This window comes from Janibacter massiliensis (assembly GCF_900289115.1).
GTDB lineage: Bacteria > Actinomycetota > Actinomycetes > Actinomycetales > Dermatophilaceae > Janibacter_A > Janibacter_A massiliensis.
This window is the reverse complement of sequence record NZ_LT985196.1, coordinates 1388164-1414059: the sequence shown is the minus strand read 5'-3', so window position 1 is coordinate 1414059 and position 25896 is coordinate 1388164. Positions and strand designations below refer to the sequence as shown.

The 25896-nt window shown below is 70.6% G+C and carries 31 protein-coding genes, 1 other RNA gene and 1 pseudogene; 12 read left to right on the top strand and 21 right to left on the bottom strand.

The window, feature by feature from the left end:
• Window positions 1–68: 68 nt before the first annotated feature.
• Window positions 69–1112, top strand: a complete 1044-nt coding sequence (locus tag DAA34_RS06885) for a Rossmann-fold NAD(P)-binding domain-containing protein (protein WP_106818192.1) — start codon at window positions 69–71, stop codon at window positions 1110–1112.
• A 21-nt stretch (window positions 1113–1133) separates the two neighbouring features.
• Here the strand turns inward: DAA34_RS06885 and DAA34_RS06880 are convergent, their stop codons facing one another.
• From DAA34_RS06880 to ssrA, 5 genes are all read right to left on the bottom strand, one after another.
• On the bottom strand, window positions 1134–2894 hold the full coding sequence (locus DAA34_RS06880; RefSeq protein WP_106818191.1) for a DEAD/DEAH box helicase: 1761 nt from the start codon (window positions 2892–2894) through the stop codon (window positions 1134–1136).
• 72 nt (window positions 2895–2966) lie between these two features.
• Entirely contained in the window at window positions 2967–3284 is a 318-nt protein-coding gene (locus DAA34_RS06875) for a DUF3039 domain-containing protein (RefSeq protein WP_106818190.1), read from the bottom strand.
• A gap of 46 nt (window positions 3285–3330) precedes the next feature.
• On the bottom strand, window positions 3331–3924 hold the full coding sequence (locus DAA34_RS06870) for a YqgE/AlgH family protein (protein ID WP_234354147.1): 594 nt from the start codon (window positions 3922–3924) through the stop codon (window positions 3331–3333).
• A 57-nt stretch (window positions 3925–3981) separates the two neighbouring features.
• Entirely contained in the window at window positions 3982–6048 is a 2067-nt protein-coding gene (locus DAA34_RS06865; protein ID WP_325027423.1) for a DEAD/DEAH box helicase, read from the bottom strand.
• A 191-nt stretch (window positions 6049–6239) separates the two neighbouring features.
• Window positions 6240–6606: a transfer-messenger RNA gene (ssrA, locus tag DAA34_RS06860) on the bottom strand.
• A 186-nt stretch (window positions 6607–6792) separates the two neighbouring features.
• On the opposite strand from ssrA, the gene DAA34_RS06855 reads away from it, so the two are divergent.
• Window positions 6793–6963: a CsbD family protein gene (locus tag DAA34_RS06855; protein ID WP_106818188.1), complete on the top strand. Its 171-nt coding sequence runs from the start codon at window positions 6793–6795 to the stop codon at window positions 6961–6963.
• Between the two features lie 75 nt (window positions 6964–7038).
• Here the strand turns inward: DAA34_RS06855 and smpB are convergent, their stop codons facing one another.
• From smpB to DAA34_RS06785, 14 genes are all read right to left on the bottom strand, one after another.
• Window positions 7039–7533, bottom strand: coding sequence for an SsrA-binding protein SmpB (smpB, locus tag DAA34_RS06850; RefSeq protein WP_106818187.1), 495 nt, complete (start codon window positions 7531–7533; stop codon window positions 7039–7041).
• A gap of 44 nt (window positions 7534–7577) precedes the next feature.
• Window positions 7578–8957: a M23 family metallopeptidase gene (locus tag DAA34_RS06845; RefSeq protein WP_106818186.1), complete on the bottom strand. Its 1380-nt coding sequence runs from the start codon at window positions 8955–8957 to the stop codon at window positions 7578–7580.
• Window positions 8958–9048: 91 nt separating this feature from the next.
• On the bottom strand, window positions 9049–9951 hold the full coding sequence (gene ftsX, locus DAA34_RS06840; protein WP_106818185.1) for a permease-like cell division protein FtsX: 903 nt from the start codon (window positions 9949–9951) through the stop codon (window positions 9049–9051).
• Window positions 9948–10745, bottom strand: coding sequence for a cell division ATP-binding protein FtsE (ftsE, locus tag DAA34_RS06835; RefSeq protein WP_106818184.1), 798 nt, complete (start codon window positions 10743–10745; stop codon window positions 9948–9950). Before ftsE ends, ftsX begins: the two co-directional genes overlap by 4 nt.
• A gap of 121 nt (window positions 10746–10866) precedes the next feature.
• A complete protein-coding gene (locus tag DAA34_RS06830) occupies window positions 10867–11232 on the bottom strand; it encodes a hypothetical protein (protein ID WP_106818183.1) in 366 nt (121 codons plus the stop codon).
• A 199-nt stretch (window positions 11233–11431) separates the two neighbouring features.
• Window positions 11432–11677 carry a hypothetical protein gene (locus DAA34_RS06825; protein WP_106818182.1) on the bottom strand — a complete coding sequence of 82 codons (246 nt, stop codon included), beginning with the start codon at window positions 11675–11677 and terminating at the stop codon, window positions 11432–11434.
• Window positions 11674–12084 carry a hypothetical protein gene (locus tag DAA34_RS06820; protein ID WP_234354146.1) on the bottom strand — a complete coding sequence of 137 codons (411 nt, stop codon included), beginning with the start codon at window positions 12082–12084 and terminating at the stop codon, window positions 11674–11676. The genes DAA34_RS06825 and DAA34_RS06820 overlap by 4 nt, the downstream gene beginning before the upstream one ends.
• Complete coding sequence (locus tag DAA34_RS06815) at window positions 12081–13070, bottom strand: DNA/RNA non-specific endonuclease (RefSeq protein WP_106818180.1); 990 nt, start codon at window positions 13068–13070, stop codon at window positions 12081–12083. Before DAA34_RS06815 ends, DAA34_RS06820 begins: the two co-directional genes overlap by 4 nt.
• 126 nt (window positions 13071–13196) lie before the next feature.
• Window positions 13197–14318 (bottom strand): peptide chain release factor 2, encoded by a 1122-nt coding sequence (prfB, locus tag DAA34_RS06810; protein ID WP_106818179.1) that lies wholly within the window; start codon window positions 14316–14318, stop codon window positions 13197–13199.
• A gap of 69 nt (window positions 14319–14387) precedes the next feature.
• Window positions 14388–15734: an AI-2E family transporter gene (locus DAA34_RS06805; RefSeq protein WP_158707657.1), complete on the bottom strand. Its 1347-nt coding sequence runs from the start codon at window positions 15732–15734 to the stop codon at window positions 14388–14390.
• A gap of 179 nt (window positions 15735–15913) precedes the next feature.
• A complete protein-coding gene (locus DAA34_RS06800; RefSeq protein ID WP_106818177.1) occupies window positions 15914–16411 on the bottom strand; it encodes a pilus assembly protein TadG-related protein in 498 nt (165 codons plus the stop codon).
• Window positions 16408–16863, bottom strand: coding sequence for a pilus assembly protein TadE (locus tag DAA34_RS06795; protein ID WP_106818176.1), 456 nt, complete (start codon window positions 16861–16863; stop codon window positions 16408–16410). Before DAA34_RS06795 ends, DAA34_RS06800 begins: the two co-directional genes overlap by 4 nt.
• On the bottom strand, window positions 16847–17257 hold the full coding sequence (locus tag DAA34_RS06790) for a TadE family protein (protein WP_234354145.1): 411 nt from the start codon (window positions 17255–17257) through the stop codon (window positions 16847–16849). Before DAA34_RS06790 ends, DAA34_RS06795 begins: the two co-directional genes overlap by 17 nt.
• Entirely contained in the window at window positions 17254–17451 is a 198-nt protein-coding gene (locus DAA34_RS06785) for a hypothetical protein (protein WP_106818174.1), read from the bottom strand. The genes DAA34_RS06790 and DAA34_RS06785 overlap by 4 nt, the downstream gene beginning before the upstream one ends.
• Before the next feature lie 172 nt (window positions 17452–17623).
• Here DAA34_RS06785 and DAA34_RS06780 point away from each other — a divergent pair, with 172 nt between their 5' ends.
• From DAA34_RS06780 to DAA34_RS06740, 9 genes are all read left to right on the top strand, one after another.
• A complete protein-coding gene (locus tag DAA34_RS06780) occupies window positions 17624–18952 on the top strand; it encodes a recombinase family protein (RefSeq protein WP_234354263.1) in 1329 nt (442 codons plus the stop codon).
• 2 nt (window positions 18953–18954) lie between these two features.
• A complete protein-coding gene (locus tag DAA34_RS06775; RefSeq protein WP_106818172.1) occupies window positions 18955–19521 on the top strand; it encodes a hypothetical protein in 567 nt (188 codons plus the stop codon).
• 156 nt (window positions 19522–19677) lie between these two features.
• Window positions 19678–20406 (top strand): hypothetical protein, encoded by a 729-nt coding sequence (locus DAA34_RS06770; RefSeq protein WP_106818171.1) that lies wholly within the window; start codon window positions 19678–19680, stop codon window positions 20404–20406.
• A 321-nt stretch (window positions 20407–20727) separates the two neighbouring features.
• Complete coding sequence (locus tag DAA34_RS06765) at window positions 20728–21105, top strand: GNAT family N-acetyltransferase (RefSeq protein WP_106818170.1); 378 nt, start codon at window positions 20728–20730, stop codon at window positions 21103–21105.
• A 358-nt stretch (window positions 21106–21463) separates the two neighbouring features.
• Window positions 21464–22234, top strand: a complete 771-nt coding sequence (locus DAA34_RS06760; RefSeq protein WP_234354144.1) for an HNH endonuclease family protein — start codon at window positions 21464–21466, stop codon at window positions 22232–22234.
• Window positions 22186–22473 carry a transposase gene (locus DAA34_RS06755; RefSeq protein ID WP_106818168.1) on the top strand — a complete coding sequence of 96 codons (288 nt, stop codon included), beginning with the start codon at window positions 22186–22188 and terminating at the stop codon, window positions 22471–22473. Before DAA34_RS06760 ends, DAA34_RS06755 begins: the two co-directional genes overlap by 49 nt.
• Window positions 22470–23261, top strand: a complete 792-nt coding sequence (locus DAA34_RS06750; RefSeq protein ID WP_106818167.1) for an IS3 family transposase — start codon at window positions 22470–22472, stop codon at window positions 23259–23261. Before DAA34_RS06755 ends, DAA34_RS06750 begins: the two co-directional genes overlap by 4 nt.
• On the top strand, window positions 23201–24550 hold the full coding sequence (locus DAA34_RS06745; protein WP_456077579.1) for an IS30 family transposase: 1350 nt from the start codon (window positions 23201–23203) through the stop codon (window positions 24548–24550). Before DAA34_RS06750 ends, DAA34_RS06745 begins: the two co-directional genes overlap by 61 nt.
• Entirely contained in the window at window positions 24531–24845 is a 315-nt protein-coding gene (locus DAA34_RS06740) for an integrase core domain-containing protein (protein WP_158707654.1), read from the top strand. The genes DAA34_RS06745 and DAA34_RS06740 overlap by 20 nt, the downstream gene beginning before the upstream one ends.
• Before the next feature lie 39 nt (window positions 24846–24884).
• Here DAA34_RS06740 and DAA34_RS06735 read toward each other — a convergent pair.
• Window positions 24885–25103 (bottom strand): annotated as a pseudogene (locus DAA34_RS06735) (transposase); the annotation flags it as partial.
• Between the two features lie 139 nt (window positions 25104–25242).
• Between DAA34_RS06735 and DAA34_RS12120 the strand changes: the two are divergent.
• Window positions 25243–25386, top strand: coding sequence for a hypothetical protein (locus DAA34_RS12120; RefSeq protein ID WP_158707653.1), 144 nt, complete (start codon window positions 25243–25245; stop codon window positions 25384–25386).
• Between the two features lie 27 nt (window positions 25387–25413).
• Here the strand turns inward: DAA34_RS12120 and DAA34_RS06725 are convergent, their stop codons facing one another.
• On the bottom strand, window positions 25414–25896 hold the full coding sequence (locus DAA34_RS06725) for a hypothetical protein (RefSeq protein ID WP_199847435.1): 483 nt from the start codon (window positions 25894–25896) through the stop codon (window positions 25414–25416).

The window sequence follows — 25896 nt, the reverse complement described above, 5'->3', positions numbered from 1 at the left end:
AGGCGGTGAACGACCGGTGACGCCACGGCAGACCGGAGCCACGCGGGCCGGGGTGCTTGAATCGCGGCATGGCCCACTTCTGGATCCGCGCCGAGCACCGTCCGACCGAGCGCCGCACGCCGGTGGTCGCCGAGGACGCCGCCGCGCTCGTCGAGGCCGGGCACACCGTCACGGTCGAGCGGTCGGGCCGTCGGTGCGTCCCCGACGAGGCGTACGCCGCGGCGGGCTGCGCGCTCGCCGAGCCCGGGTCATGGGTCGACGCCCCGGCCGAGGCCGTCGTCGTCGGGCTCAAGGAGCTGCCGGAGCAGCCCGAGGCCCTGCGCCACACCCACGTGTTCTTCGGCCACGCGTTCAAGGGCCAGCACGAGGCCGCGGACCTGCTCGCACGGTTCCGCCGCGGCGGTGGCCGTCTCCTCGACGTCGAGTACCTCACCGGCGCGGACGGCCGACGCCTGGTCGCCTTCGGTTACTGGGCCGGGTACGCCGGGGCCTCGCTCGGGCTGCTCGCGGCTCGCGGTGCGATCGAGGCCCCGCTCTCACCGATGTCGAAGGACGCGCTCGACGACCGCCTGCGCTCGAGCACCCCGGCGGCCGACGAGGCGGCCCTCGTCGTCGGCGCCTGGGGGCGCAGCGGCCGAGGCGCGGTGGACGCGCTCGCCGTCGGCGGTATCACGGCGACCACGTGGGACCGCGCGGAGACCGACCCGATCGACCGGGACCGGCTGCGCGCGCACACGCTGCTCGTCAACTGCGTCGCGGTGAGCACCCCGCGCGAGCCCTTCGTCACGGCCGCCGACCTCGATGCGCCGGGATCGCGCCTGGCGGTCCTCACGGACGTCACCTGCGACGTCACGAGCGACCTCAACCTGCTGCCGGTGAACACCTCGACAACGTCGTGGGAGGAGCCGGTACGCACGCTCCGGGACGGGGAGCGCACCGTCCAGGTCGTGGCGATCGACAACCTGCCCTCCCTCCTCCCCGCGGAGGCGAGCGCGACGTTCAGCCACGACCTGCTCCCGCAGCTGCTCGGGCTCGATGCGATGACGGCACCGTGGCAGCACGCGCTCGAAGTCTTCGACACGACGAGCGCGGCCGTGCTCGGCCCGGCCTGAGACCCGGCCGCCCGTCCCCGGTCAGCGTCGGCCGACGAACCAGTTGCGGATCTTCTCGATCCGTGCGGCGACCTGCTCGCTCGTCGCCGTGGCGAGCTCCGGCCCACCGCACGCCCGCCGCAGCTCCATGTGGATGTTCGCGTGGGGGGTGCCCGTCTTCTTCGCGTAGGCGGCCACGAGCGTGTTCAGCTCCTTGCGCTGCGCCGCGAGCGCCCGGTGCGCCGAGACCGGCGCCGGGCCGGTGGACGCCTTCGGCGGCCGCCGCGACGACTGCTTCGCCTGGCGCTCGCGCAGCAGGTCGCTCACCTGGTCGGGCTCGAGGAGGCCCGGCAGGCCGAGGTAGTCCTGCTCGTCCTCGCTGCCGACCTCGGCGTGAAGACCGAACTGCTGGGCGTCGAAGAGAACGTGGTCGAAGTGGGCGTCCGACTCCAGCGCCTCGAACGACCCGTTGAGGTCGTCCGACACCGACTCCGAGCGGTTCGCCTCGGCGAGCAGGCCCTCCTCCTCCGCCCACAGCGGTGCCTCGCCGTCGGCCCGCTCCGGCCGGTCGAGCGCGTGGTCCCGCTCGACCTCGAGCGCCGCGGCCAGCGCGAGGACGGGGGTGACCGTCGGCAGGAACACCGAGGCCACCTCGCCGCGACGCCGGGCGCGCACGAACCGGCCGACGGCCTGGGCGAAGTACAGCGGGGTCGACGTCGACGTCGCGTACACCCCGACGCACAGCCGGGGCACGTCGACGCCCTCGGACACCATGCGCACGGCGACCATCCACCGTGCGTCGGACGCCGCGAACTCCTCGATCCTGGACGAGGCGCCGGCATCGTCCGAGACGACGAGGGTGGGCTTCTCCCCCGTCACCTGCGCGAGGATCCGGGCGTAGGCCCGGGCTGCGGTCTGGTTGGAGGCGATGACGAGGCCGCCCGCATCGGGCACGTGGCGCCGCACCTCCGTGAGCCGGCGGTCCGCGGCGGCGAGCACGGACGGGATCCACTCGCCCTTCGGGTCGAGCGCCGTGCGCCACGCCTGCGCGGTGACGTCCTTCGTCATCGGCTCCCCGAGGCGTGCGGCGATCTCGTCGCCGGCCTTCGTCCGCCAGCGCATCGCCCCGCCGTACGCGAGGAACATCACGGGTCGGACGACGTGGTCGGCCAGGGCGCGCTCGTAGCCGTAGGCGTAGTCCGAGGACGACCGGAGGATGCCGTCCTCCCCGAGCTCGTACCGGACGAACGGGATGGGGTTGGTGTCCGAGCGGAACGGGGTCCCGGTGAGGGCCAGGCGGCGGGCCGCCGGCTCGAAGGCCTCCCGCATCGCGTCGCCCCACGACTTCGCATCACCACCGTGGTGGATCTCGTCGAGGATGACGAGGGTGGGCACGGCCGTCGTCCGGTCGCGGTGGACCGACGGACGCGCCGCGACCTGCGCGTAGGTGACCGCGACGCCGTCGTAGTCGCTCGAGGTCTCGCCGACCGTGTTGCTGAACCGCGGGTCGAGGTGGATGCCGACCCGCCCGGCGGCGTCCGCCCACTGGGTCTTCAGGTGCTCGGTCGGGGCGACCACGGTGACCGCCTGCACCGTCCCCGCGTGCAGCAGCTCGGCGGCGACCCGCAGCGCGAAGGTCGTCTTGCCCGCGCCCGGCGTCGCGACGGCGAGGAAGTCCGTCGCGTCGGACCCGAGGTACTGCTCGAGCGCCTCGGCCTGCCACGCCCGGAGCTTCCCGGCGGTTCCCCACGCCGCCCGCTCCGGGAAGGCGGGTGAGAGGTGGGATGCGGCCGAGGTGCTCATGGGTGGCCCACGATAACGACCGCCGGTGACAGCCTCGTCAACGCCGGCGGACCGGGCAGGACCCGCCCGCGGTCACTCGTCGCCGCCGTCCTCCGGAGGCCGGAGGCCGTCGTAGATCTCCTGGCAGATCGGGCAGACCGGGAACTTCTTCGGGTCGCGGCCCGGCACCCAGATCTTCCCGCACAGGGCGGTCACCGGCTCGCCGGAGAGCGCCGACTCGAGGATCTTCTCCTTGCGCACGTAGTGCGAGAACCGCTCGTGGTCGCCGGGCTCCTGCAGCTGCGGGACGGTCTCGGTCCGTTCGAGGGTCGCGGTGGAGGTGCCGGGCGAGGACTCCGGGCCGGCCGGGGCCCCGGGGGCGCCGAACGGGTCGTCGGGGCTGAGGCTCATGCCCGCGAGTGTAGAGAGCCGTTCGGCGTGGCGACCGGTCGGCCGGTCAGTTCATCGTCGGGTCGTCGGGCAGCGTCGCGGCGAGGCACAGCGGGGGCGGCTGACGCCGCAGGACGCGGGTCCACAGGGTGGGCGGGTCCGCGGTGAAGGCGTCGCCGACCCGGGCGGGGACGACGAACCACCCTCCCTCGTCGATCTCCGACTCGAGCTGGCCGGCGCCCCAGCCCGCGTAGCCGACGAAGACCCGCAGGCCCGCGACCTCGGGGCTGATGAGGACCGGCGGCGCGTCGAGGTCGACGAGGCCCACTCCGCCGAAGAGCCGCTTCGTGCCGAGCACGGGGTCGTCGTCCCCCGGGAGCGCGACGAGGCCGACCGCGGAGTCGAGCTTGACCGGGCCGCCCTGGAAGATGCCGCCCGGGCAGCTGGTGTGCTCGTCCCAGCCGGGCAGGACCTCGTCGAGGTCCGCGTCCACGTACTTGTTGAGGACGACCCCCTGCGCGCCGTCCTCGTCATGGTGCAGGACGAGGACGACCGCGCGGTGGAAGACCCCGGCGCTGATCTCGGGAGTCGCGACGAGCAGCTGACCGGTGAGGGTCGAGCCGTCCGGCACGGGGTCCCGCAGGATGTCAGCGCTGTCCATGCCCCCCATCATGCCGTCCGCCACGTCGGCCCCTCCCCCCGTGGCCGCCCGNTCTGGCTACATTGTGATGTTGTGATCTGTGTTGAGAATACTGTCCATGAGTCGTATGTGCGGGCAGGTTTTTGTGTTTTTTTTTTTTTCAAGCAGAAGCCGGAATACGAGATGGGAGTCCGTCTCGGGGGCTCGGAGATGGGTATAAGGGACAGGATGCGGGGCGCGGCCACGCTCTCCGCCGCGACCGCCGCGACCGCGCCCCGCATCCGCGGGGCGGAGCAGCTCGGCGAAGTCGGTCTCGGAGAGCGCCTCGCCGCTCGGCTCACGCGCTCCGATCGACTCGAGCAGCTCCGACCCCGGGGCCGTCCGGACGGGGGCCGCGTCGACACCGGCGGCCTCGAGCATGCGCTCGACGCCCTTGCGCTGGTGGGGCAGCGCAAGGGTGACGACGGCTCCCCGCTCGCCGGCGCGGGCCGTCCGGCCGGCGCGGTGGAGGTAGTCCTTGTGGTCGGCCGGCGGGTCCTGCTGGAGGACGAGGGAGACCTCGTCGACGTGGATGCCACGCGCCGCGACGTCCGTCGCGACGAGGACCGGGACGCGGCCCTCGCGGAACGCCCCGAGCACCTTGTTGCGCGCGCCCTGGGCGAGCCCGCCGTGGAGCGCCGCGGCGACGACCCCCGACTCCCGCAGCTGGCGGGCGATCCGGTCCGCGCCCAGCTTCGTCCGCGCGAAGACGACCGTGCGGCCCTCGCGGTTGGCGACGAGGGCGGTGATCTGCTTCTTGTGCTGGGGGTCGATGAGCAGGACGTGGTGGTCCATCGTCGAGACGCTCGCCGTCGCGTCGTTCGTCGAGTGCGTCACCGGGTCGGTGAGGTAGCGCTCGACGAGCCCGTCGACGCCGCGGTCGAGGGTGGCCGAGAACAGCAGCCGCTGGGCGTCCTCCGGCATCGCGTCGAGGATCGCCGTGACCTCGGGGAGGAACCCCATGTCGGCCATGTGGTCGGCCTCGTCGAGGACCGCCACGCGCACCGCCGAGAGGTCGGCGGCGCCGCGCTCCATGAGGTCGGCGAGACGTCCCGGGGTCGCGACGAGCACGTCGACGCCCCGCTCGAGCGAGCTGATCTGGTTCGTGTACGACAGACCACCGGCGACGAGCCGGTGCCGCAGCCCGAGGACGTGGACGAGCGGCTCGAGGGCGTCGCTCACCTGCATCGCGAGCTCGCGGGTGGGGACGAGGACGACCGCGTGGGGGCGCTTCGCGCGGGCCCGGTCCCCGTCCGCGAGGCGCGCGAGGAGCGGCAGGCCGAACGCGAGCGTCTTGCCCGAGCCGGTCTGCCCTCGACCGAGGACGTCCCGCCCGGCGAGCGCGTCCGGGATGGCCGCCTCCTGGATCGGGAACGGGGTGGTGATGCCGTCGCGGGCGAGTCGTTCGACGATCCGCTCGGGCAGGCCGAGCGCGGCGAAGCCGTTGTCGGCGGCGACGTCGACGGGGCCGGTCGTCCCGGCTCGGGTCGCCTTGGTCCAGGTGTCGGCCTCGAGACGCTCGGCCTCCGGGTCGATCCCTTGCTCGACGCGGTCGGTGCGCTCGGGACGGTCGCGTCGGTCGAACCGGTCCCGCTGCTCGAACCGGCCCGGGCCCCCGGCGCGGGAGCCGTCGAACCGGCGGTGGCCGGGGTGGTCGCGGTGCGGCCGACGCGGGGCCCGCTCGTCGCGGTCGCCTCGTCGGTCCTCCCACGCCGGTCGGCGGGCGCCGTCCCGGTCCTCCCGGCGCGGGCCGCGTCGCTCGTCGCGATCGTCCCGCTCCCACCGGCGCGGCTCACGTGCGGGCCGGCCGTCGCGGTCGACCTTGGCCGGGCGCCGGTCACGGTCACGGTCACGGTCACCGCGGGAACCGTGGCTCGGGCGGCCGTCGCGGGAGGGTCGCTCGTCCCGGCCACGTCGGTCCTGACGTTCCGGGCGCTCGTCGCGCGCGGGGCGGTACTCGTCGCGGCCCGTACGGCGCGCCGGACGGGGCTTCTTCTTCGCGGCGGCCTTCTTCGAGGCACTCCAGCGGGCCTTCTTGCCGGTCTTCTTCTCTGCGGGCATGGCGATGCTTCCTTCGCTGATCTGGCAGACGCGTCTGCGGATCACCTGGCGAAGGGTGGTGCGACGGGTCTCACGCGCTCGGGGGCGCTGCGGGCCGGAAGGGACGGGGCGTCGACCGGCAGATCCGGAGGGGTCGGGGGTCAGGGCGGCGGGATCGCCGCGGCGCGGCCAGCGCGCTCCGGATGAAGGGACAATCGTACCAGCGGTACGGGCCACAGCGTGATGGGTGCTGACGGTGGTGGAGGTGGCGGGAATCGAACCCGCGTCCACTGACGGACGAGCAGGACTTCTCCGGGTGCAGTGCGCTGTGGATTTTCTCGGCCCCAGGGCTCGCACGCACACGTTCCCTGACAGGCCCAGCCACGAAGGAGTCCCGCGCGGCCTCGTGGCACGACCGCGCAGCAAGTTCCCTAGCTGACGCCAGGCTCTGAGACGGGAACTAGCTCAGGCTGACGGACTTCGAGGCTCGCTCAGGCGGCGAGGGCGAAGTCGGTGCGCTTGGAATCGGCACCTATTGGTGTGCAGAGAGCGTTCGCGAGATGACTCTGCATCCTCGACCCGCTTCCCCTGCTGGACCGGCCAATGTCGAAACCGATCACCCCCGTGGGGGCACCCATCACGCTGTGGAGTTCTCAACCGTGCTCGGACGCCGCGGCCTCCGAGTTGTTCAGTATCCATGACAACACCCCGGTCCGACAACGTCATTCCGTCGACGGGGCCGAAGGGTGGACAACCCTCCATCAGGTGGGGTTGTATCGATGGACCAGTCCGCGACGCAAGGAGAGCCCCATGGGTATGGACGACAAGCTCGAGAACCTCAAGGACCAGGCCGTCGGCTCGGCCAAGGAGTCCGTCGGTGAGATGCGCGGCGACGACCAGCAGCAGGCCGAGGGCCAGCTCCAGGAGTCGAAGGGCGACCTCAAGCAGGCCGGCGAGAAGATCAAGGACGCCCTCAGCTGACCCTTCGATCGACCTCGAGGGCCCGGCAGCCGCGTGCTGCCGGGCCCTCGCGCGTCCGGCCCGAGGGCAACGGGTTCAGCGGCGCTTGACGCCCATCTCCCGCTCGGCCTCCCGCCGGTCCTGCTTCTCCCGCAACGCCTGGCGCTTGTCGTGGTGCTTCTTGCCGGTCGCCAGCGCGATCTCGACCTTGGCCCGCCCGTCCTTGAAGTAGAGACGCAACGGGACGACCGTCTTGCCGCTCTCGTTGATCTTCGAGTGGATCTTGTCCAGCTCGTGCCGGTGCAGGAGGAGCTTCCGTCGGCGTCGCGGGGTGTGGTTGGTCCACGTGCCCTGGACGTACTCGGGGATGTGGACGCCCTCGAGCCACAGCTCGTGACCCTGGAAGGCGGCGTACCCGTCGACGAGCGAGGCCCGCCCCATCCGCAGCGCCTTGACCTCCGTGCCCATGAGAGCGAGACCGGCCTCCCACGTGTCCTCGATGAGGTAGTCGTGGCGCGCCTTGCGGTTGCTCGCGACCGTCTGCGTCCCGTCCGCCGCCTTCTTCCCCGCAACCTTGCCGGACTTCGCCATCGTCCACCTCCTCCTCGCTCACGGGCGCGGGAGGTGCGCCCGGGTCAGAACCAGTCGCGCGGATCGACGGGGGTGCCGTTCTCGCGGGTCTCGAAGTGTAGGTGACAGCCGGTCGAGACCCCCGTCGTGCCCTCGTAGCCGATGAGCTGCCCCCGGCTGACCCGACCGCTCCGGACGGCGAAGGACTGCAGGTGGTTGTACGTCGTCACGAGGTTCACGCCGTCCTGGACGCCGTGGTCGATGACGAGCTGGTTGCCGTACCCGCCGGACGCGCCGACGCCGTTCGCGGCGACGACCGTGCCGCTCGCCGCGGCACGGACCGGCGCCCCGCACGCGCCCCCGAAGTCGCGCCCGGCGTGCAGCCGCCAGTAGTGAAGGATCGGGTGGTACCGCGGGCCGAACTCGCTCGTCACCGGGGCGTTCATCGGCAATGACAGGAACCCGCTCCCACCGGCAGGGGGCGCCGGGGCAGGAGCCGGGGCCGACCCGGCCGAGGGCGCACGGCGACGTGCCCGGGCGATCGCTGCCGCCTGCTCCCGCTCCCGGCGCTCACGCGCCGCGGCGATCTTCTCCCGGCGGATCCGGGCCCGCTCGGCGCGCGCCTCGAGGATGCCCTGGAGGTGGTCGGACCACCGCTGCATCCCGTCCAGCCGTCGCCGCTCGCTCCGCTGCTGGCGGCGCAGCTCCGCTGCCAGCCTCGTCTGACGCCCTTCGAGGCTGACGAGCCGGTCCTTGGCGGCCTTCGCCTCGTCGCGGGTCCGCGTCGCTCGGTCGAGCGTCTTCTTCGCCCGGGCCTCCTTGTCGGCGACCTCGTCCTCGAGCGCGGAGAGGTTGTCCTCCTTCGCGACGAGGTCGGCCTTCGTCGTCGACAGCTCCCCCACCGTTGCGCTGCGGACGTCACCGACCGTGTCCGCCATCGCCATCTGGTCGACGGCCTGCTGCGGCGTCTGCGCACCGAGAGCGACGTCGAGGTCGACGCCCACGCCCTGCGTCTCGTACATCTGTGCCGCGTACCCGGCGACATCTTCGCGGGCGTCCTTGACCTTCTGGGAGGTCCGCCGCAGGTCCCGGCGGGATCGGTCGAGCCGCTCACGAGCGACGGCCAGCTCCTCGCGGGCCTCGTCGTGCTTCTGGGCGGCGGCGTCCCGGGCCCGTTCGGAGGTGGCGAGCGCGTCCTTCGCGCCGGGGATCTTGCTCCGGGTGCTCCGCAGGCGGAAGTACGTTGCCGTCAGCTGGGTCGAGGTGTCGTGGAGCTGGGAGTCGAGCGTGTCGATCTTCTCGTCGACGCGCTCCTTGCGCTCCTGCACGCCCGGCTCCTTGTCGTCGGCCAGGGCGACCGAACCGCCGGCGAGCAGACCGAGCGCGGCGCAGGCCGAGACGACACCGCGCAGGCGGGCGCGTACGGGTGAGGGCATCGCAGGCATGACGGCTCCGGGTCGTGGACACGGTCATCATCAAGGTACGCGCGCGGCCGGGAGGCCGGGGGGAGGTCGGGGAGGTGTGTCCGGGAACCGGTCAGACCCGCAGCGATCGCCACAGGGTGACCGACCCGGTGACGACGGAGAGCAGGATCACGCCGAGGATCAGCCACGGCGAGATGATGAGGACGTCGCTGGCGGAGATGAGCGCGTTCGAGCTGCGCGAGAGGACACCGTCGAAGAAGTACCGGACGAGGCCCCAGAGGATCCCGATGCCCAGGACCGTCCCCACGAGTCCCGCGGCGACGACCTCGATGAGGAAGGGCGTACGGATCGCTGAGCTCGACGCGCCGACGAGTCGCATGATCCCGATCTCGCGGCGGCGGGTGAAGGCGGCCTGCCGGATCGTCGTCGCCATGAGGAGGACGGCCGAGACGAGGGTGAACGCCGCCATGAGCAGCGCGGCCCACGTGATCCCGTCGAGCACCTTGAAGATCCGCCCGAAGATCTTGTCCTGGTCCTGGACGCTCGAGACGCCCGGCGCGTTCTCGAAGGAGGACGTGATCGTCTGGTACTTCGAGGGGTCCGAGAGGCGCACGCGGTAGGACTGCGGGATGTCCCCGACCTTGATGTCCTCGCTGTAGCTCGACTTCTGGAACTGCTGGCGGAAGCGGTCGTAGGCCTCCTGCTCGGACTCGTAGTACACCTCCTCGACGAGGGGGCGGAGCTGGTCGAGCTGGGACTCGATCGTCTTCTTCTGGGCCTCGGTGACCCCTCCTGAGGCACAGTTCGGCGAGGTCGAGGTGTCCGTGCACAGGTAGATCGACACCTGGACCTTGTCGTACCAGTAGCCACGCATGAGGTCGGCCTGCCGCTGAGCGAGCATGCCCATGCCCAGCAGGACGACGGAGATCATCGTCACCAGGACGACGGAGACGGCCATCGACATGTTGCGACGCAGGCCGTCCCACGCGTCGGCGAACAGCTGCCCGACGTTCATCGCGCACCCTCCTCGTCGTCCGCCGGGTCCCAGTCGGCGTCGTCCCAGTCGGTCTCGCCGGGGTCGGCCAGCGCGGTCGCGCCCGCGGGCCGGTCCTTGATCGTCCGCCCCCGAGGGACGTACGTGCCCTCCTCCTCGTCGCGGATGATCTCGCCCGCGTCGAGCTCGACGACCCGCTTGCGCAGCGCGTCGACGATCGTGTCGTCGTGGGTGGCCATGAGGATCGTCGTCCCGTTCTGGTGGATGCGCTCCAGGAGGGTGACGATCTCCAGCGAGGTCACCGGGTCGAGGTTTCCGGTGGGCTCGTCGGCCAGGAGGACCGGCGGGCGGTTGACGACGGCCCGGGCGATCGCGACGCGCTGCTGCTCGCCTCCGGAGAGCTCGTGCGGCAGGCGCCGCTCCTTCCCCTCGAGGCCGACGAGCTCCAGGGTCTCGGGGACGAGGGCGCGAACCTGACGGCCGGACTTGCCGATGACCTGGAGGGCGAACGCGACGTTCTGGTAGACGGTCTTGTTCGGCAGCAGGCGGAAGTCCTGGAAGACGGTGCCGATCTGTCGGCGCAGCTGCGGGACGCGGCGGTTCGGCAGCCGACCGAGGTCGTGACCCCCGATGAGGATGCGGCCCTTCGTCGCCTGCTCCTCGCGCAGCGCCAGCCGCAGCAGCGTCGACTTGCCGGACCCGGACTGTCCGACGACGAAGCAGAACTCGCCGCGGGCGATCTCGAGGTCGACGTCGTTCAACGCCGGTCGCTGGGACCGGGCGTAGGTCTTGCTGACGTTCTGGTAACGGATCATGCGCGCGCGCTGGCCTCGTTCGCCGGGTTCGGTGGGCGCCCGCACCTCCGCGTGCCGGGCACCCCCGAGGATAGGCGCGCGGCCTCCACGCACCGCGGTCCGGGCGAACCTCGGCGCGCCCTCAGGGAGTGTTGTCCTCGGTCGCCCACCGCACCAGCACGTCGTACCGTCCGACGGACCACACGTACTGGCGGACCGCGGCATCCTCCGACTCGCTCACGACCGGCTGAAGCTCCTTCCCGGAGGAGAAGGTACGACGAGCCACCCGACCGTCCGGCAGCCGCTCGAAGCGATCCGAGACGTTGTCCGGACGGAGCGGTCGATCACCCAACCACGCCACGTCCCGCTCGATCGGACCCGTGCCCGCCAGCGCCCGCTGCAGATCCTCCACCGTCCGCGGCCGCTGCGGCGCAGTCCCCCGCAGCGGGGCCTCCTCCGCAGCCCACGGCACGCACACCTCGGGATACATCTCGGCCACCGCCCGCACCGCAGCATCCTCTGACTCGAACCATTCGACCTTGCCCGGCCTGCCCCGGTACGAACCCGTCATTCGCACTGATCCGTCTGGCATCGGCTCGAAGCGCGAACCTCCATCGGAATCGTTCACCGACTCGCCGTTCCACCCGATGTGCTCGTGATCCCGACCCGCCCGACGCAGCGCCTCCTTCAGCTCGGCGAACGTCCGCTCAACCACCGGCCTGGCCTCCTTCGACGGTGACGACGGGTGCCCGCACCTCCGCGTGCTGCTGCCGTGCATACACCTGCCAGCTGCGGTCGAAGTGCTCGAGGTCCGGCCCGACCCACACCTGGGCCAGCTGGTGGACCGTCGCCGTCACGCCGTCCTGCACCTCGGTGGCGGACTCGGCGATCCTCCGGAAGGCTGCGGCGACCTCGCGAACCCTAGCCGGATCGAGCCCGTGGGTCAGGCTCATCGCGCGGCGGGGTGCCAGGCCGGGAGCTCGTCGGCGGGCCGCGGGAAGCGATGCTGGTCAGCGATGAGCGACTCGTCGGTGACGGGGACCCCGCCGCCGAGCACCGGACGCTCCTCCTGCTCGAAGTGGAATCGGAACCGGCCGTCCTCGGTGATCTCGCACGTCGAGGAGTACCAGGTGCCGTGCTCGGGCGTGGCCATCGCGGCGCGCAGCTCGTGGTACGGGTCGTCGCAGGTGAACCGGGTCAGCCGCTCGGCCTTCTCACCGAGGTGCACCTGGAGGTCGAGGGTCGAGACGACGTCGATGTCGACGTAGGACAGCGTGATGCGGTCCCACTCCCGCTCCCCCGCGTCGGCCACGGCGCGCCGGGCGACCTCCTGCTGGAGCTCCATCACGTTCTCGTTCACTTGTTCTTCAGCTCCCCGGTGCCGATGTTGCGGAACTTGACGGGCGGCTGGGCCTCACCGTCCTTCGTCCATTCGACCACGAAGCTCTCCGGCCGCTTGCTGTCACCGGGGTACGTCGGCTCGAGGTGCATCTCGACGACGTGCCCCTCCTTGATGAGGTCGGCCCACGTCGTCTCGAGCGCGCCGAACTGCTTGCCGCCGTTGACCGCCGCGGCCATGGCGAGCATGTTGAGGTCCTCCCCCGGGCCGCCGAACTGCCGGCCGAAGATGTGACCGCCCTGGTCCCCGACCTGCCGGTCCTCGAACCCGGCACGTCGTTGCGCGGACTCGTTCCGCACACCGTCACGGATCGCGTCGAGGGTGCCGTACGCGTTCTCCACGCGCCCCTTGTCGTCGGTGACGTACAGGTAGCGGTCGTTGACCCAGTACGTGCTGTTCGGCTTCGGGTGCAGCAGCTCCTCGGTCCAGTTGCCCTTCGTCCCCGAGGTCACGCGGATCGCGTCCTCGGGGATCGTCTGCCCCATCGGGCCGTTGGCCTTGTCCTTGTCCTTCGCTCCACCAGACGCCTGCGCGGCCGCGGCGAGGATCGGGGTCGCCTCGAAGGCACCGACTCCCGCGCCGACCCCGAGGAGCCCGAGCGCCCGCATCGGCGCCGCCGTCGCGCGCACGCCGCCCCCGGTCGCGCCCGCACCGCTGGCACCGACCCCACCCGACGACGAGGTCTCCTCCTGCGCGTCGGCCTGGCGGTGGAGCAGGTCGGCGATCCGCTCGAGCCCCGTGGCGGCGTCCGTCACCTGCTGCGCCCGGGTGTTCCAGTCCCTCGAGAACGCCTCGAGGTCGGCGCCGAGCCAGACCTGCGACAGCTGGCCCGCGACCGTCGTCCCGTCGTCCCGGACCGCGTGGGTCCGCCTGCCGAGATCGGCGAGCGCGGTCGCCACCTCGCGGACCCGGGCCGGGTCCATCCCCTGCTGGAGCGTGCTGGCCATCGGTCGATTCCCCGTCGGTCGTGGTCGGTCACACCTACGGGTGATGAGCGTAGGAGCGGCCGCGGCCGCGATCCATGGGGAGAACTCCCCGGCACGCGCCGGTACGCGCGGGTCGTGCCGGCCGGGTCAGTCCTCGGCCCGCGCCTGCTCGATCCGCCAGCGGATCCCGGACTCGATGAAGGCGTCGATGTCCCCGTCGAAGATCGCCGTCGGGTTGCCCGACTCGTGGTTCGTCCGCAGGTCCTTGACCATCTGGTACGGGTTCAGGACGTAGGAGCGCATCTGGTCGCCCCAGCTCGCCTTGATGTCCCCCGCGAGCTCCTTGCGCTCGGCGGCCTCCTCGGCCTTCTTCTGGAGCAGGAGGCGGGACTGCAGGACGCGCAGCGCGGCGGCGCGGTTCTGGATCTGCGACTTCTCGTTCTGCATCGAGACGACGATCCCGGTCGGGATGTGGGTCATCCGGACGGCCGAGTCGGTCGTGTTGACGCTCTGGCCACCGGGTCCGGAGGAGCGGAAGACGTCCACCTTGATCTCGTTCTCGGGGATCTCGATCGAGTCCGTGCCCTCGATGAGGGGGATGACCTCGACGGCCGCGAAGCTCGTCTGACGGCGGCCCTGGTTGTCGAACGGGCTGATCCGCACGAGCCGGTGGGTGCCGCCCTCGACGGACAGGTTGCCGTAGGCGTAGGGGACGTTGACCTCGAAGGTCACCGACTTCAGGCCCGCCTCCTCCGCGTACGAGGTGTCCATGACCTTCGTCGGGTAGCCGTGCCGCTCGGCCCAGCGCAGGTACATCCGCATGAGCATCTCGGCGAAGTCCGCGGCGTCGACGCCACCGGCGCCGGCACGGATCGTCACGACGGCCTCGCGCTCGTCGTACTCCCCCGACAGCAGGGTGCGGACCTCGAGCTCGCCGACGGCCTTGCGGAGCTTCGTCAGCTCGGCCTCGGCCTCGGCGAGGACGTCCGCGCCATCGTCGCCCCCCTCCTCCTGGCCCATCTGGACGAGCACCTCGAGGTCCTCGATCCGCTGGTCCATCCCGACGATCCGGTCGTGCTCGGCCTTCGCCCGGGACAGGGCGGACGTCACCTGCTGGGCCTTCTCCTGGTCGTCCCACAGGTCGGGGGCGGCCGACTGCTGCTCGAGGTCGGCGATCTGCGCCTCGAGGGCGGGCAGATCGGTCACGTCTCGGACCGAGCTCATCGTCGTGCGCAGGTCGGAGATCTCTTGAGTGAAGTCGACAGCCACGAGGAGGCAGCCTACTCGCGCCGGAAAGGCGCGGGGCCCGCGCGAGGGCCCTGCCGGTGCGAGCGGCGGTCAGGCGCTGGCGCTGACGCCGTGGGTGCGCTCGCCCGAGAGGTCGACCCCGCCGGCCTCGGCGACGCCCTCGACCTGCTTCTTGGGCGGGTCCGCGGCGATGAACTGGTTGATCCACGCCGTCGTCGGGTCGCGGTCGATGAGCAGCGACTTGACGAACAGGGTCAGCGGGATGGCCAGCAGCGCCCCGAGCCCACCGAAGACCCAGCCCCAGAACACGAGGGAGAGGAAGGCGGTCGTCGCGTTGATGCCGACCGCGTCCCCGGTGAACTTCGGCTGGAGGACGGACTGGATCGTGAAGTTGAGCAGGGAGTAGATGACGACGACCCACAGCGCCGTCACCGGGCCGTTGGCCACGAGCGCGAGGATGGTCGGCGGGAGGAGACCGATGACGAACCCGATGTTCGGGATGTAGTTGGTGACGAAGGCGATGATGACCATCGCCAGGACGAGCGGCACCCCGAGCATCCGCAGGGCGATGCCGTCGAGCACCGCGACGATGAGACCGAAGACGGTGCTGACCACCCAGTAGGTGCGCACCCGGCGCCCGAAGTCGACGAGCGCGTCCGCGATGTCCGGCTTCAGGGCGTGCAGGCCACGCAGCCGCTGGACGACGCCCCCGGAGTCCATCGCGAGGAAGAGCATGACGGTGAGGAGGAAGAGCATCGTCGTCGTCGTGTTGGTCAGCGTGGAGACGACCTGGCTGGCGAGCCCGCCGAGCTGCCTGATGTCGAAGGACTGCATCGCGCTGTCGAGCTGCTGCTGCTCGACCCCGTAGCGGGCGAGCAGCACCTGCCCCTTATCGACCAGCTCGGTGAACTTCTGGGTGTACTCCGGCTTGCCCAGCTCTTGGGCCACGAGCGTCGCCGCGAGGCCGAGCGCGCCGGCGAGGAGGATGAGGATGCCGTAGAGCATGAGCACGAGCAGCGTCGCGGCGAGCCATGCGGGCAGCCACCGGTCGAGCCGCCGGTACAGGGGGTAGACCGCGATGATGAGGGTCACCGCGAGGAACGTCGGCGCGACGATGTCCTTCAGCCCCCGGAGGAACCCGATCGCGATCGCGGTCGCGGCCAGCCCGAGCAGCAGCGTCAGCGCCGGCGACAGGCGGGCGAGGACCCGGTGGTTCTCCTCCGCCTCGTGGACGTGCCGCGGGTCGGGGTCGGAGAGGTCGTGCTCGAGCTCCGCCTGCGTCGCGATGACCCCGTCCTTGGGGTCATCGGTCGCCGGGTAGAGCGAGCCGGGGCTCTCGGCGTCCTCGTGGGTCTCGACGGCGGTCGCTCCCGCAGCGGTCGCGGCACCCTCGTCGCGGGCCTCGGGCGAGCGGTCGTTGTCGCGGGGGTCGGTCACGTGGGTTCCGATCGGTCGTCGTCGCTGGTCGGCGGCGGTGGCTGCAGAGAAGTTCCGGGATGCGTCGCGCTCACCCTATGCAAGCAGGGCGCGCCCCGACAGCCTCCGGACGGGTGGCCCCGTGCCCGGTCCCTCGTCGGACGGCGCGGGCGTCGTCGGCGAGGGACGCCTGCGTGTCGTCAGCCCACGTCGGAGCGGGCGCGGGACTCGACGGTGATGTGGACCGTCCCACCGATCCCCTTCAGCGCCGACCCGATGAGCGGGAGCTCGGCATCGCCCTCGAGGACCACCACCGCGGTCGTCCCGTCCACGGCGCCCGTCCCCGGCGCGACGCGCCATTGCCGCATCCGCGGGGGTAGCTGCCGTCGGGCGAGATAGCTCGCGGCCGAGCTCCGGACCGCCTCGTCGGACACCGGCAGCGCCGAACCGACACCGGTGTCGTAGAGCGAGGCCGAGGACACCTCGTCGGAGGCGTTGAGGGCCGCCGCGTCCGCGGCATCGAGCAGCCGCATCCGGGACAGGTGGGCCGACGTCGCCCCGACGATGCCGAAGACGAGCGTGATGGCGATGATCGTCATGCCGAGCACGAGCGGGGTGATCGTCCCTGACTCCTCGGATGTGAGCTGCTCCCGCGGGGGGCGACGTGTCGCCGGCGCCGCACGGGTGCCCCGCCTCATCCGCCGCCCCCGTACCGCGGGACCACGACGACCTGCTCCGCGCTCACCGGCACCGACAGCGGGACGACCCCGCGGACGAAGCCGGGGACGAACGGCAGGGGAACCGACACCGTCGCGCGGCTGGTCACCCTCTGCTCCGGGGTGAGGCACGGGCGCGCGCTGCAGGCGATGTCGACCCGCCCTGCGCCACCGAACCCCTGGTCCTCGAAAGCGATCGCCGCGGCCGCCTGCGCGCGGGTCCCTGCCGTGGCGCCGTCATCCGAAGCGATGAACACCCGGCTCGACTCGCGCGCCGCCTGGCTCACCGCGTACGACCCGGCCTGCACCCGGGCGACGCACAGGACGAGGTAGACGAGCGGCACGAGCATGAGGATCGCGAGCCACACGTACTCCACGATGATCGAGCCGGACTCGTCCGCGAGCCGCCGACGCGCGTCACTGGTCCTCGGCATAGGCCCTCCCCCGCACATGGACGGTCCCGACGGACAGCGGGCCGACCGCCGGCAAGGGCGCGTCGACCTCCACGACGACGACGCGGGTCCCGTCAGCGGTCGTCGACTCCCCCGCCCGGACGTTCCGGGCGTACCGGCCATCGATCGAGCGGCCGACGAGCTCCCGGGTGCGGGCGGCCCCGTCCGCCGGGCTCGCCCCGGCACGAGCGCCGTACCGCGCCCCCTCAGCCGCGCACGAGATGACGGTGTTGCGGACGTGCAGGGCGAACCCGAGCTGCATGACCGCGAGGAAGACGAGCACGAGCATCGGGGTGACCATCGCGAAGTCAGCGGCGGCCGCCCCCGTCTCCTCCTCCCACCAGCGGGTGGGCCGTCGCCCTCCAGGCGTCGTCACGGTCCCTGGGTGGAGCTGATCGCCTTCTGGAACACGTTCTTCAGCGCGTCGTCGGCGATGGCCCACAGCGCCGTGACGAGACCGGCGGTCATCAAGGTGATGAGGACCCAGCCGGGCACGTCCCCCCGGTCGGACTCCATGCGGCTGCGGACGGCATGGGTGAGGCGGATCTGGTAGGCGATGAGGCGCTGCATCGTTCTTTCCTTCGTGGTGGTGGTGTGGTCGGTCAGAGCTGGAACGAGAACATCCGGAACCCCGGGAAGACGAGGAACAGGACGGTGATCGGCAGGACGAGGAAGACGACGGGGACACCAATCGCCAACCGATATCCTTTGCCCTATGGCCGGGACAACCGCAGCCGTCTAAATCCGGCAGAGCCTCGACCGCACCGGGGAGGCCGCCGCCGTCGACCGGCAGGAGGCCGCCTGCCGGGAGCTCGCCGCCGAGCACGGGTGGACCGTGGCGCGGGTGTACGCCGACAACGACCGCAGCGCCACGAAGGGCCCGCGGCCCGCCTACACGGAGATGCTGGCCGACCTGCGCGCCGGACGCTGCGACGTGGTCCTCGTCTGGCACCCGGATCGCCTCTACCGTCGCTTGCGCGACCTCGTCGACCTCGTGGAGATCGCCGAGGCGCGTGCCCTGCGGATCGCCGCCGTGAAGGCCGCAGATATCGACCTCACCACCCCCGCCGGGCGGATGATCGCCAGCATGATCGGCTCGGCGTCCCGCTACGAGGGCGAGCAGAAGGCGGCCCGCCAGAAGGCCGCCAACCGACAGCGGGCGCAGGCCGGGGCGGCGGCGTGGACCCGTCGCCCCTTCGGCTTCGACCGGGACGGGCGCACCGCCGTCGTCGTCGAGGACGAGGCGCGGGCCATCCGGGAGACCGCCGACGCGCTCATCGCTGGCGAGACCGTCGCCGCGATCATCCGCCGCCTCGACGCGGAGGGTGTGCCGACGAGCACCGGGGCGCGGTGGTCGCCGACCACCCTGCGCCGGGTGATGACCAAACCGAGGTTGATCGGCCGCGTCATCTACAACGGGGAGGACATGGGCGCCCACGGCCCCGCCATCCTCGACGAGGAGACCTTCGACCGGGTGGGGAGCATCCTCACCGACCCGGGGCGCCGCCGCGCTGCCTCGACGACCGTCCGACACCTCATGTCCGGGTTGCTCGTCTGCTCGGCGTGCGAGACCCCGATGCACTCCGGGCGCCCCGGGAAGCACCTCGCGTACGTGTGCAAGACGTGCAAGCGCACCCGCCGACTTTCGCATGTCGACGAGGTGGTCGAGGCCGTGGTCCTGGCCCGCCTCTCGCAGCCGGACGCCGCTCGCCTGCTCGGCGACGACGTCGATCTCGTGGCCGAGCGCGCCCGGGCCGCTGAGCTGCGGGAGCGCCGCGACGGCATCGCCGACCTGCTCGCCGAGGGACTGCTCGGCCGCGACGCCGCGAAGGCGAGGGCGCGGGATCTCACGCGGCAGATCGAGGAGCACGAGGGCCGCATCCTGGCCGCCTCCCAGTCCTCCCCCCTGGCCGGTCTCGTCGACGCCGACGACGTCGAGGCCGCCTGGCGGGCCGCACCCCTGACCCAGCGCCGCCGGGTCATCCGCGCTCTCCTCGAGGCTCGCTGCGAGGCCGCGGGGAAGGGCGTCCGCTTCACCCCCGACCAGATCACCATCCAGTGGAAGGCATGACCATGACCGAGCCGACTGACGAGCAGCGCCGACAGGTGGCCGAGGCGATCCGGGCCCAGTCCGACCGCCTGGCCGCCGACTGCGACCGCCGCGCACCGCGAGCCGCCATCCGGTGCGAACACGGCTGTCTCCTCTTCACCGTGTACGACCACGAGCGGCTGGGCCGTGTCGTCGTCAAGCGACCGATGACCCGCGGCACGGGTCACGCCGAGATCGAGTCGACGTCGCAGACGAGTCCGCTGCTCGCCGCGCCCGTGGAGGTGCTCATCGCCGCCGCGGGCGGCAACCCCGTCGCCGGTCTGCTCGCCTGCGAGGACCACCTCGAGGCGACCCTGTCCCCGGACGGGCTGCGGTGGTTCGCCCAGCGCACCGGGACCTACCGCGTCGACTTCGCGGCGCGGGCCGCACCGCCCACGGCAGCGGCGTCTACGGCGGCCTCGTGCTCGACGACGGGCATCTCGCGAAGGACGCCTGGAGGTTCGTCGATGCGTTCCTGGATCCGAACGCATGGATCTCCCCGCCGCCGGCGCTCAAGGTGGTCCGAGGCCCGGTTTGAAGGGAGCCCGTAGGCCCTGCCGGCGCTCGGAGCCAGAGCCGATCCCGGCACCAATGGAGCGGAAGAGCGCCGCAACGGAGAGCGACCTGTTGCCGACCACGATCGCCACCTGAGAGCGATCCGGCTGCCCGGATGCCTGACCCCAGTCGTTCCGTGTAGCGTGACTACCGTGCTCCAGCCGACTCAATGGAACGCCAATGTTCTGATCGAGTGGCGACCGATCCTCACCTTCGAACGTCGTCGTCTCGCGCTGCTGGACTGGCTGGAAGAAGAGGTTCAGGTAGTTCGGGTCCTTGACGACACGTCCGGTATCGGGGTCGCCGTCGACGATCCTGCCCAGCGTCTCATCATCGAGCGCCAACGGTGCACTGTGCGACTGAGCTCTCATCAGGCCACCTTCGAGGGCCTCGGTCGAGCACTCCAAGGGGTGTTCAAGCACATGGAGCCCTCCGAGGCCTGGCTGGCTTCCTACCGGGGCGCGTGGTCCAAGGAGCTGGACGCCGAGAGTTACGAGGACGCCTGCGACAAGTTCACCCGGGGGGTAGTGAACCTGCCGAAGTCGGATCGACTCACTCTTCGAGACGCCGCTTGCCTCGCCGATGTGGCGGTCGACGGTGAGGACTGCCAAGTCGAGTACGGGATCGTGGACCGTAGACAGCTGCACGCTCGCATCCGTGGCGGGGTGTCCGGCATGCTTGGTTTCGACACCCCTGAACGGGATGACGCCTCCGTCGCTATGCGTTCCCTTCCGAACGTCAGCATGTTCTGCGACGTCAGGAGCTTCACGCGTCAACCGGTGTCGGACCCGGCTACCACGCTCACAGGTTTGCATGAGATGGTGGAGCGCGCCGCGCTGCTGGTAGAGGCGCTGGCCACACCGATCGACAACGTCCGTTAGAGACTGAGGAAGGAGTGCCGGTATGGCTGGTCTGACCGCTCTGAAGAGCGAGCTAACTTCGACCGAAGATGAGGGGATGTGGCTCACCCTCGTTCCAACTCCGCTCCCTGAGCCGTCTCCTGAGCTGGTTGATCGCATGCTGAAGATGCCCGCTCGTCCTTGGACCCCGCCTGCGGGCATCGCTGGCATCTACTGAGAACTTACGGATCTGCGAAGCCCGTGGCTCTGTTCGGTCGCTGGGCAACGAGCAACGACAAGATTCGCCTACGTCACTTCCGGTGCGCAGCGTCCGGGCCCTCACCAGCCCTCGAGGTTCAGAACATGGTGCGGGATGGTCTCGACGATTGGCTCGATACGCACTCGGGGAGTCGGCTGCGCCTGTTCTTCGACGAGGGGAACTCGCTGGTTGCAGTGGTGGCCTACTGTGACCTGGTTGAAGACCAGCCTGAACGCGGGTTCTTCATCTACCTGCTCGCCGTCGAGGCAGACTGGCAGGGTCAGCAGATCGGGTTGAGGATCGCTACAGGTCTCATAAGAGCGATGGCTGCGGAACGACCTGACGGCCGAGTCCTCTGGATGGTGGACCCACGGAACACTGCCTCGGCGTCGCTATCCGATCTTTTGGGGTGTGACGAGCCGTGTTACGACGAGAACGGGATGTTGGCGTACCACCTCGAGCTGCGCGAGGAGTCGTCCTAGCCGCCCTCAGTCTCTAAACTGACTCAGCCTGGCTCCTTCGCCCGGTAGGCCGACATGCCCGACCTCGCAAGCCGCCGGTACGGCAGGCGTGGGGTAACCGGCCTGTCGGAGTACGGCACGGTCGCCGTCGGCGAGGGGGGGCGGCGACGAGCGACCCGGCGGGGAGGTCACTGCCGAGTGGTTCGCTCCTTCGAGCTCGACGCTGACCGCAGGTGAGGCTCGTCCATGCACGGTCGGGCCCGCCGGCCGCGAGTGTCGCCGGTGGCTAGCATCCTGGCCGCCATGCGAGCGGGTGGCGGCGGTGGCGGCCCTGGCTACCTGCGGCCCAGCGCCGACCGCTGAGCCGCAGGTGGTGACGGTGACCGCGACCGAGGACGTCCTCGTCGTCGTGGAGGAGCCCGCGGTGACGGTGACGGAGACCGTCACCCCTCAGCCGACGACGACCGCGGCGACGCCTTCGAGCGGCGGCAGCTCATCGCCGGTGCTGGCGACTCTGGCCGGCCTGCCGGTGAAGGGTCGCGCGCCGAAGACGGGTTACACCCGGTCGGCGTTCGGGCAGGCGTGGTCTGACGACGCCTCGGAGGAGTTCGGGCACAACGGGTGCGACACCCGCAACGACGTCCTACGTCGCGACCTCACCGCGCTTGCGGTCAAGCCGGGCACCAACGGGTGCGTTGCCCTCTCGGGCACCCTCGTCGACCCGTACACCGGCAAGCGGATCCCCTTCATCCGTGGCCGGGGCACCTCGTCAGCGGTGCAGATCGACCACGTCGTCTCACTGTCCAACGCCTGGCAGACCGGCGCTCAGAAGCTCACCTACGAGCAGCGGCAGGACTTCGCCAACGACCCGATGAACCTCCTGGCGGTGGGCGGCCCGACGAACCAGCAGAAGGGCGACGGCGACGCCGCCACGTGGCTGCCGCCGCGCAAGTCCTACCGGTGCGAGTACGCCGCCCGCCAGGTCGCCGTAAAGCACAAGCATGCGCTCTACGTCACTTCGCCTGAGGCGCAGGGGAGCCTGACCCGCTTTCCCGGACACCTGAGCTGGGGCGATGATCGTCTCGGAGAGGAGTCTGGAAGATGCCTGCAGCCAAGCCGTTGGAGTTCCGTCGTCGGGCGGTGGCGTTGACCCGGGAGCCGGGCGCGTCGGTGGCTTCGATCGCGAAGGATCTGGGGATCAGCGAGTCGTGCTTGCGCCGGTGGATGGCCCGTGACGACGTCGATTCAGGGGGTAGGGAGGGCGTGTCGAGCGCCGAGCGTGAGGAGCTGGTGCGGCTGCGTCGGGAGAATCGTCGTCAGGCGATGGAGATCGAGATCCTCAAGCGCGCGTCGGCGTACTTCGCGCAGGAGAACGTTCTCCCAAAATGAGTACCGGCCTGGTCCGTGAGCTGGCCGCCGAGGGGTTTCCCGTGGCGGTGACCTGCCGGGTGCTGAACATTCCTCGCTCGTCGTACTACGACAGCCAGGGCCGGGCGCCCTCGGCGCGGGCGGCCCAGGACGCGGCCCTGAGCGCGACGATCGCGACAGTCCATGCAGCCTCGAGAGGCACGTACGGTGCGCCACGGGTGCATGCCGAGCTGCGCTTGGGGATGGGCGTGGCGGTCGGCCGCAAGCGCGTGGCCCGGTTGATGCGTCAGCAGGGGTCGGTGGGCGTGTGCCACCATCGCAAGGGCCGTGGGCATCGTCCGGTGCCGGCCGTGCACGAGGACCTCGTGCAGCGCCGGTTCGTCGCGGACGCGCCCGACCGGGTCTGGTTCACCGACGTCACGCAGCACCGCGCCGCGGACGGGTGGGTGTACTGCTGCGCGGTCATCGACGCCTGCACCCGCAGGGTCGTGGGCTGGTCCATCGCCGACCACATCCGCTCCGAGCTGGTCGTGGACGCGCTGCAGATGGCCCGCTGGCAACGCCGGCCACCACCGGGCACGATCGTGCACTCAGACCGCGGGTCGGCCGGCGGATTCAACTGGTCGTCGCAACACCTCGATCATGGAGGTGTTCAGGGATGGCGACGAGCGACTGGCGTAGGAAGACCAGCGATGTACCGGAGGGGCTTCGTCGGCAGTGGCGTGCGGATCGGGCGTTGCGCCCGCCAATGCGTTCGCCTGGACGGCCCGAGCCCTCGCGGGCGGTGCAGCGACAGTTCTGGCGGTTGATCGCCACGGGCATCACCTCGGCCGAGGCTGCGGTGAGGGTGGGCGTGTCCGTGCCGGTGGGCTCGCGCTGGTTTCGTCACGCTGGCGGCATGCCACCGATCTGTCTGGCCGAGCCCATGGGCCGTTACCTGTCTTTCGAGGAACGCGAGGAGATCGCGATCCTGCGCGCCCGAGGTCAGGGAGTGCGCCAGATCGCCCACGCGATCGGTCGTGACCCGGGGACGATCTCACGCGAACTGCGCCGCAACGCCGCCACCCGTGGCGGGAAGCTGGAGTACCGGGCGGGGGTGGCGCAGTGGAAGGCTCAGCAGGCGGCCAAGCGCCGCAAGACCGCGACACTCGTCAAGAACGAACGGTTCCGCCAGTACGTCCAAGAACGGCTCGCGGGCAGCGTCCGGGGACCTGACGGCACGCCCGTCGAGGGTCCGAGACCGCCTGCGTGGAAGGGGCGGAACAAGCCGCCCCGCCAGGATCGTCCGTGGTCGACGGCGTGGAGCCCGGAGCAGATCTCACAGCGGCTGAAGGTCGACTTCCCCGATGATGAGTCCATGCGCATCAGCCACGAGGCGATCTACCAGTCGCTGTTCATCCAGGGGCGTGGCGCGCTCCAGCGCGAGCTGGTCGCCTGCCTGCGCACCGGTCGAGCGCTGCGGCGGCCGCGGGCCCGTACGCGCAACAAGGCGCAAGGGCACGTCACCGCTGATGTCGTCCTGTCCGAGCGTCCGGCCGAGGCCGATGACCGTGCCGTACCCGGTCACTGGGAGGGCGATCTGATCATCGGCACCGGCAGGTCAGCGATCGGCACCCTCGTCGAACGCAGCAGCCGGAGCGCGTTGCTCGTATACCTGCCGCGGCTGGAGGGCTGGGGCGAGAAGCCGCACGTGAAGAACGGGCCGGCCCTGGGTGGCTACGGAGCCGAAGCGATGAACGCCGCGCTCACCAGATCGATGACCACGCTGCCCGAGCAGCTGCGCAAGACCATCACCTGGGACCGCGGCAAGGAACTCTCCGGCCACGCAACGTTCGCGCTGGCGACCGGCACCAAGGTGTTCTTCGCCGACCCGCACTCGCCCTGGCAGCGGCCGACCAACGAGAACACCAACGGGCTTCTGCGGCAGTACTTCCCCAAGGGCACCGACCTGTCCCGCTGGTCGGCCGAGGACCTCGAAGCCGTCGCATACGCACTGAACAACAGGCCCCGCAAGGTCCTCGGGTGGAAGACCCCCGCCGAGGTCTTCGAAGAGCAACTACGCTCCCTTCAACAACACGGTGTTGCATCGACTGGTTGAACCTGCCGCCTACACCTCGTGGGTGTTCGGTCACCGGCTGCGGGAGGCAGGGCTGCTCGGCTCGATGGGTCGCGTCGCGTCGAGTGTCGACAACGCCCTCATCGAGTCGTTCTGGTCGACGATGCAACGCGAGCTGCTCGACCGCCGGCACTGGACCAGCCGCGTCGAGCTGGCCTCGGCGATCTTCGAGTGGATCGAGGGCTGGTACAACCCCCGCCGTCGCCACTCCGGGCTCGGCTACCTCAGCCCTCACGAATACCAAGCGCTTCACACCGTGCCGCTAACCGCGGCATGATCAACACACCGAAACTGTCCGGGAAACCGGGTCAGGCTCCGAGTTCTTCTTCGACGGCCTGGACTGCAGTGGGCTGGAGGTCAACGTCCCGTCAGCAGCGGTCTTCTTGCCGGTCCCGTAGACCTCGAGCCAACCCCGCAGCGTGCCACGCACGATGCCGAGGTCCTCGGCGATGCCGCGGACCGTGGCACCCGGGGTGGACTCGTACAAGTCGACGGCCTGACGACGGAACTCCTCGGAATAGTTCTTCCTAGCCATGATTCTCGGATCATCTCGCTTCCCCAGCACCACGTGCTGGATTCAGCGTGTCCAAGAACCGGGGTCAGGCCCCACCGAGGCGATCACGTGGGCGCTGCACCGCCGGCGCTGCTATGGGGTGCCGGCGGACGACTCGTTCGTGCGGTTGAGCTTCTCGCGCTGGTCGAACATCGCGTACGACTACGAGGTCCTGGGCCGTCCTCTGGATCTCGCTCAGCACGAGCTCTGGGTGTTCGATCAGCGGTTGCCGTGGATCTTGGCCGAGCACCCGCCGATGGATTGAAGTCGCGCCTATTTATCGCCTCATCGCCTACACCGCGAACCGCTCTCCGCACACCAGGCAGTGGATCGTCTGGGACCAGCCGTCAGGAACCTTGACGGGCTCGAAGCCATGGCACGGCGACGCCACGATCACCATGTCATCATCTTCAACCAGAGGGTCGGGCCCAACGGGTGTCTCTAGGTGCCCGGTCCGCTTAACCTTGATGTTGGGACCAGAAAGACCCTTGAATACGCCGTCGAGCAACTCGTCTAACTTGGGCATTGCGGCCTTGTGCACTTCGCCCTGGATGAAATCAACCTGGTCATCGGTGAACCAGTGGTCCGCCTCAGCGGGAGACCCGCAGAGGGGGCAGTAGTAGACGTCGGCGTCCGCGTGTTGCTCCGCTTCCTCGTTCGCCGGACCGTCGTGCCACTTGAACTGTTGGTCGCAGGTGGGGCACTGTCGGCGGAGGAAACCGTCACCGTCCAAGGGCAGTTCGTACGTCACCTGAACCTCTTTGAAGTCGTCCAC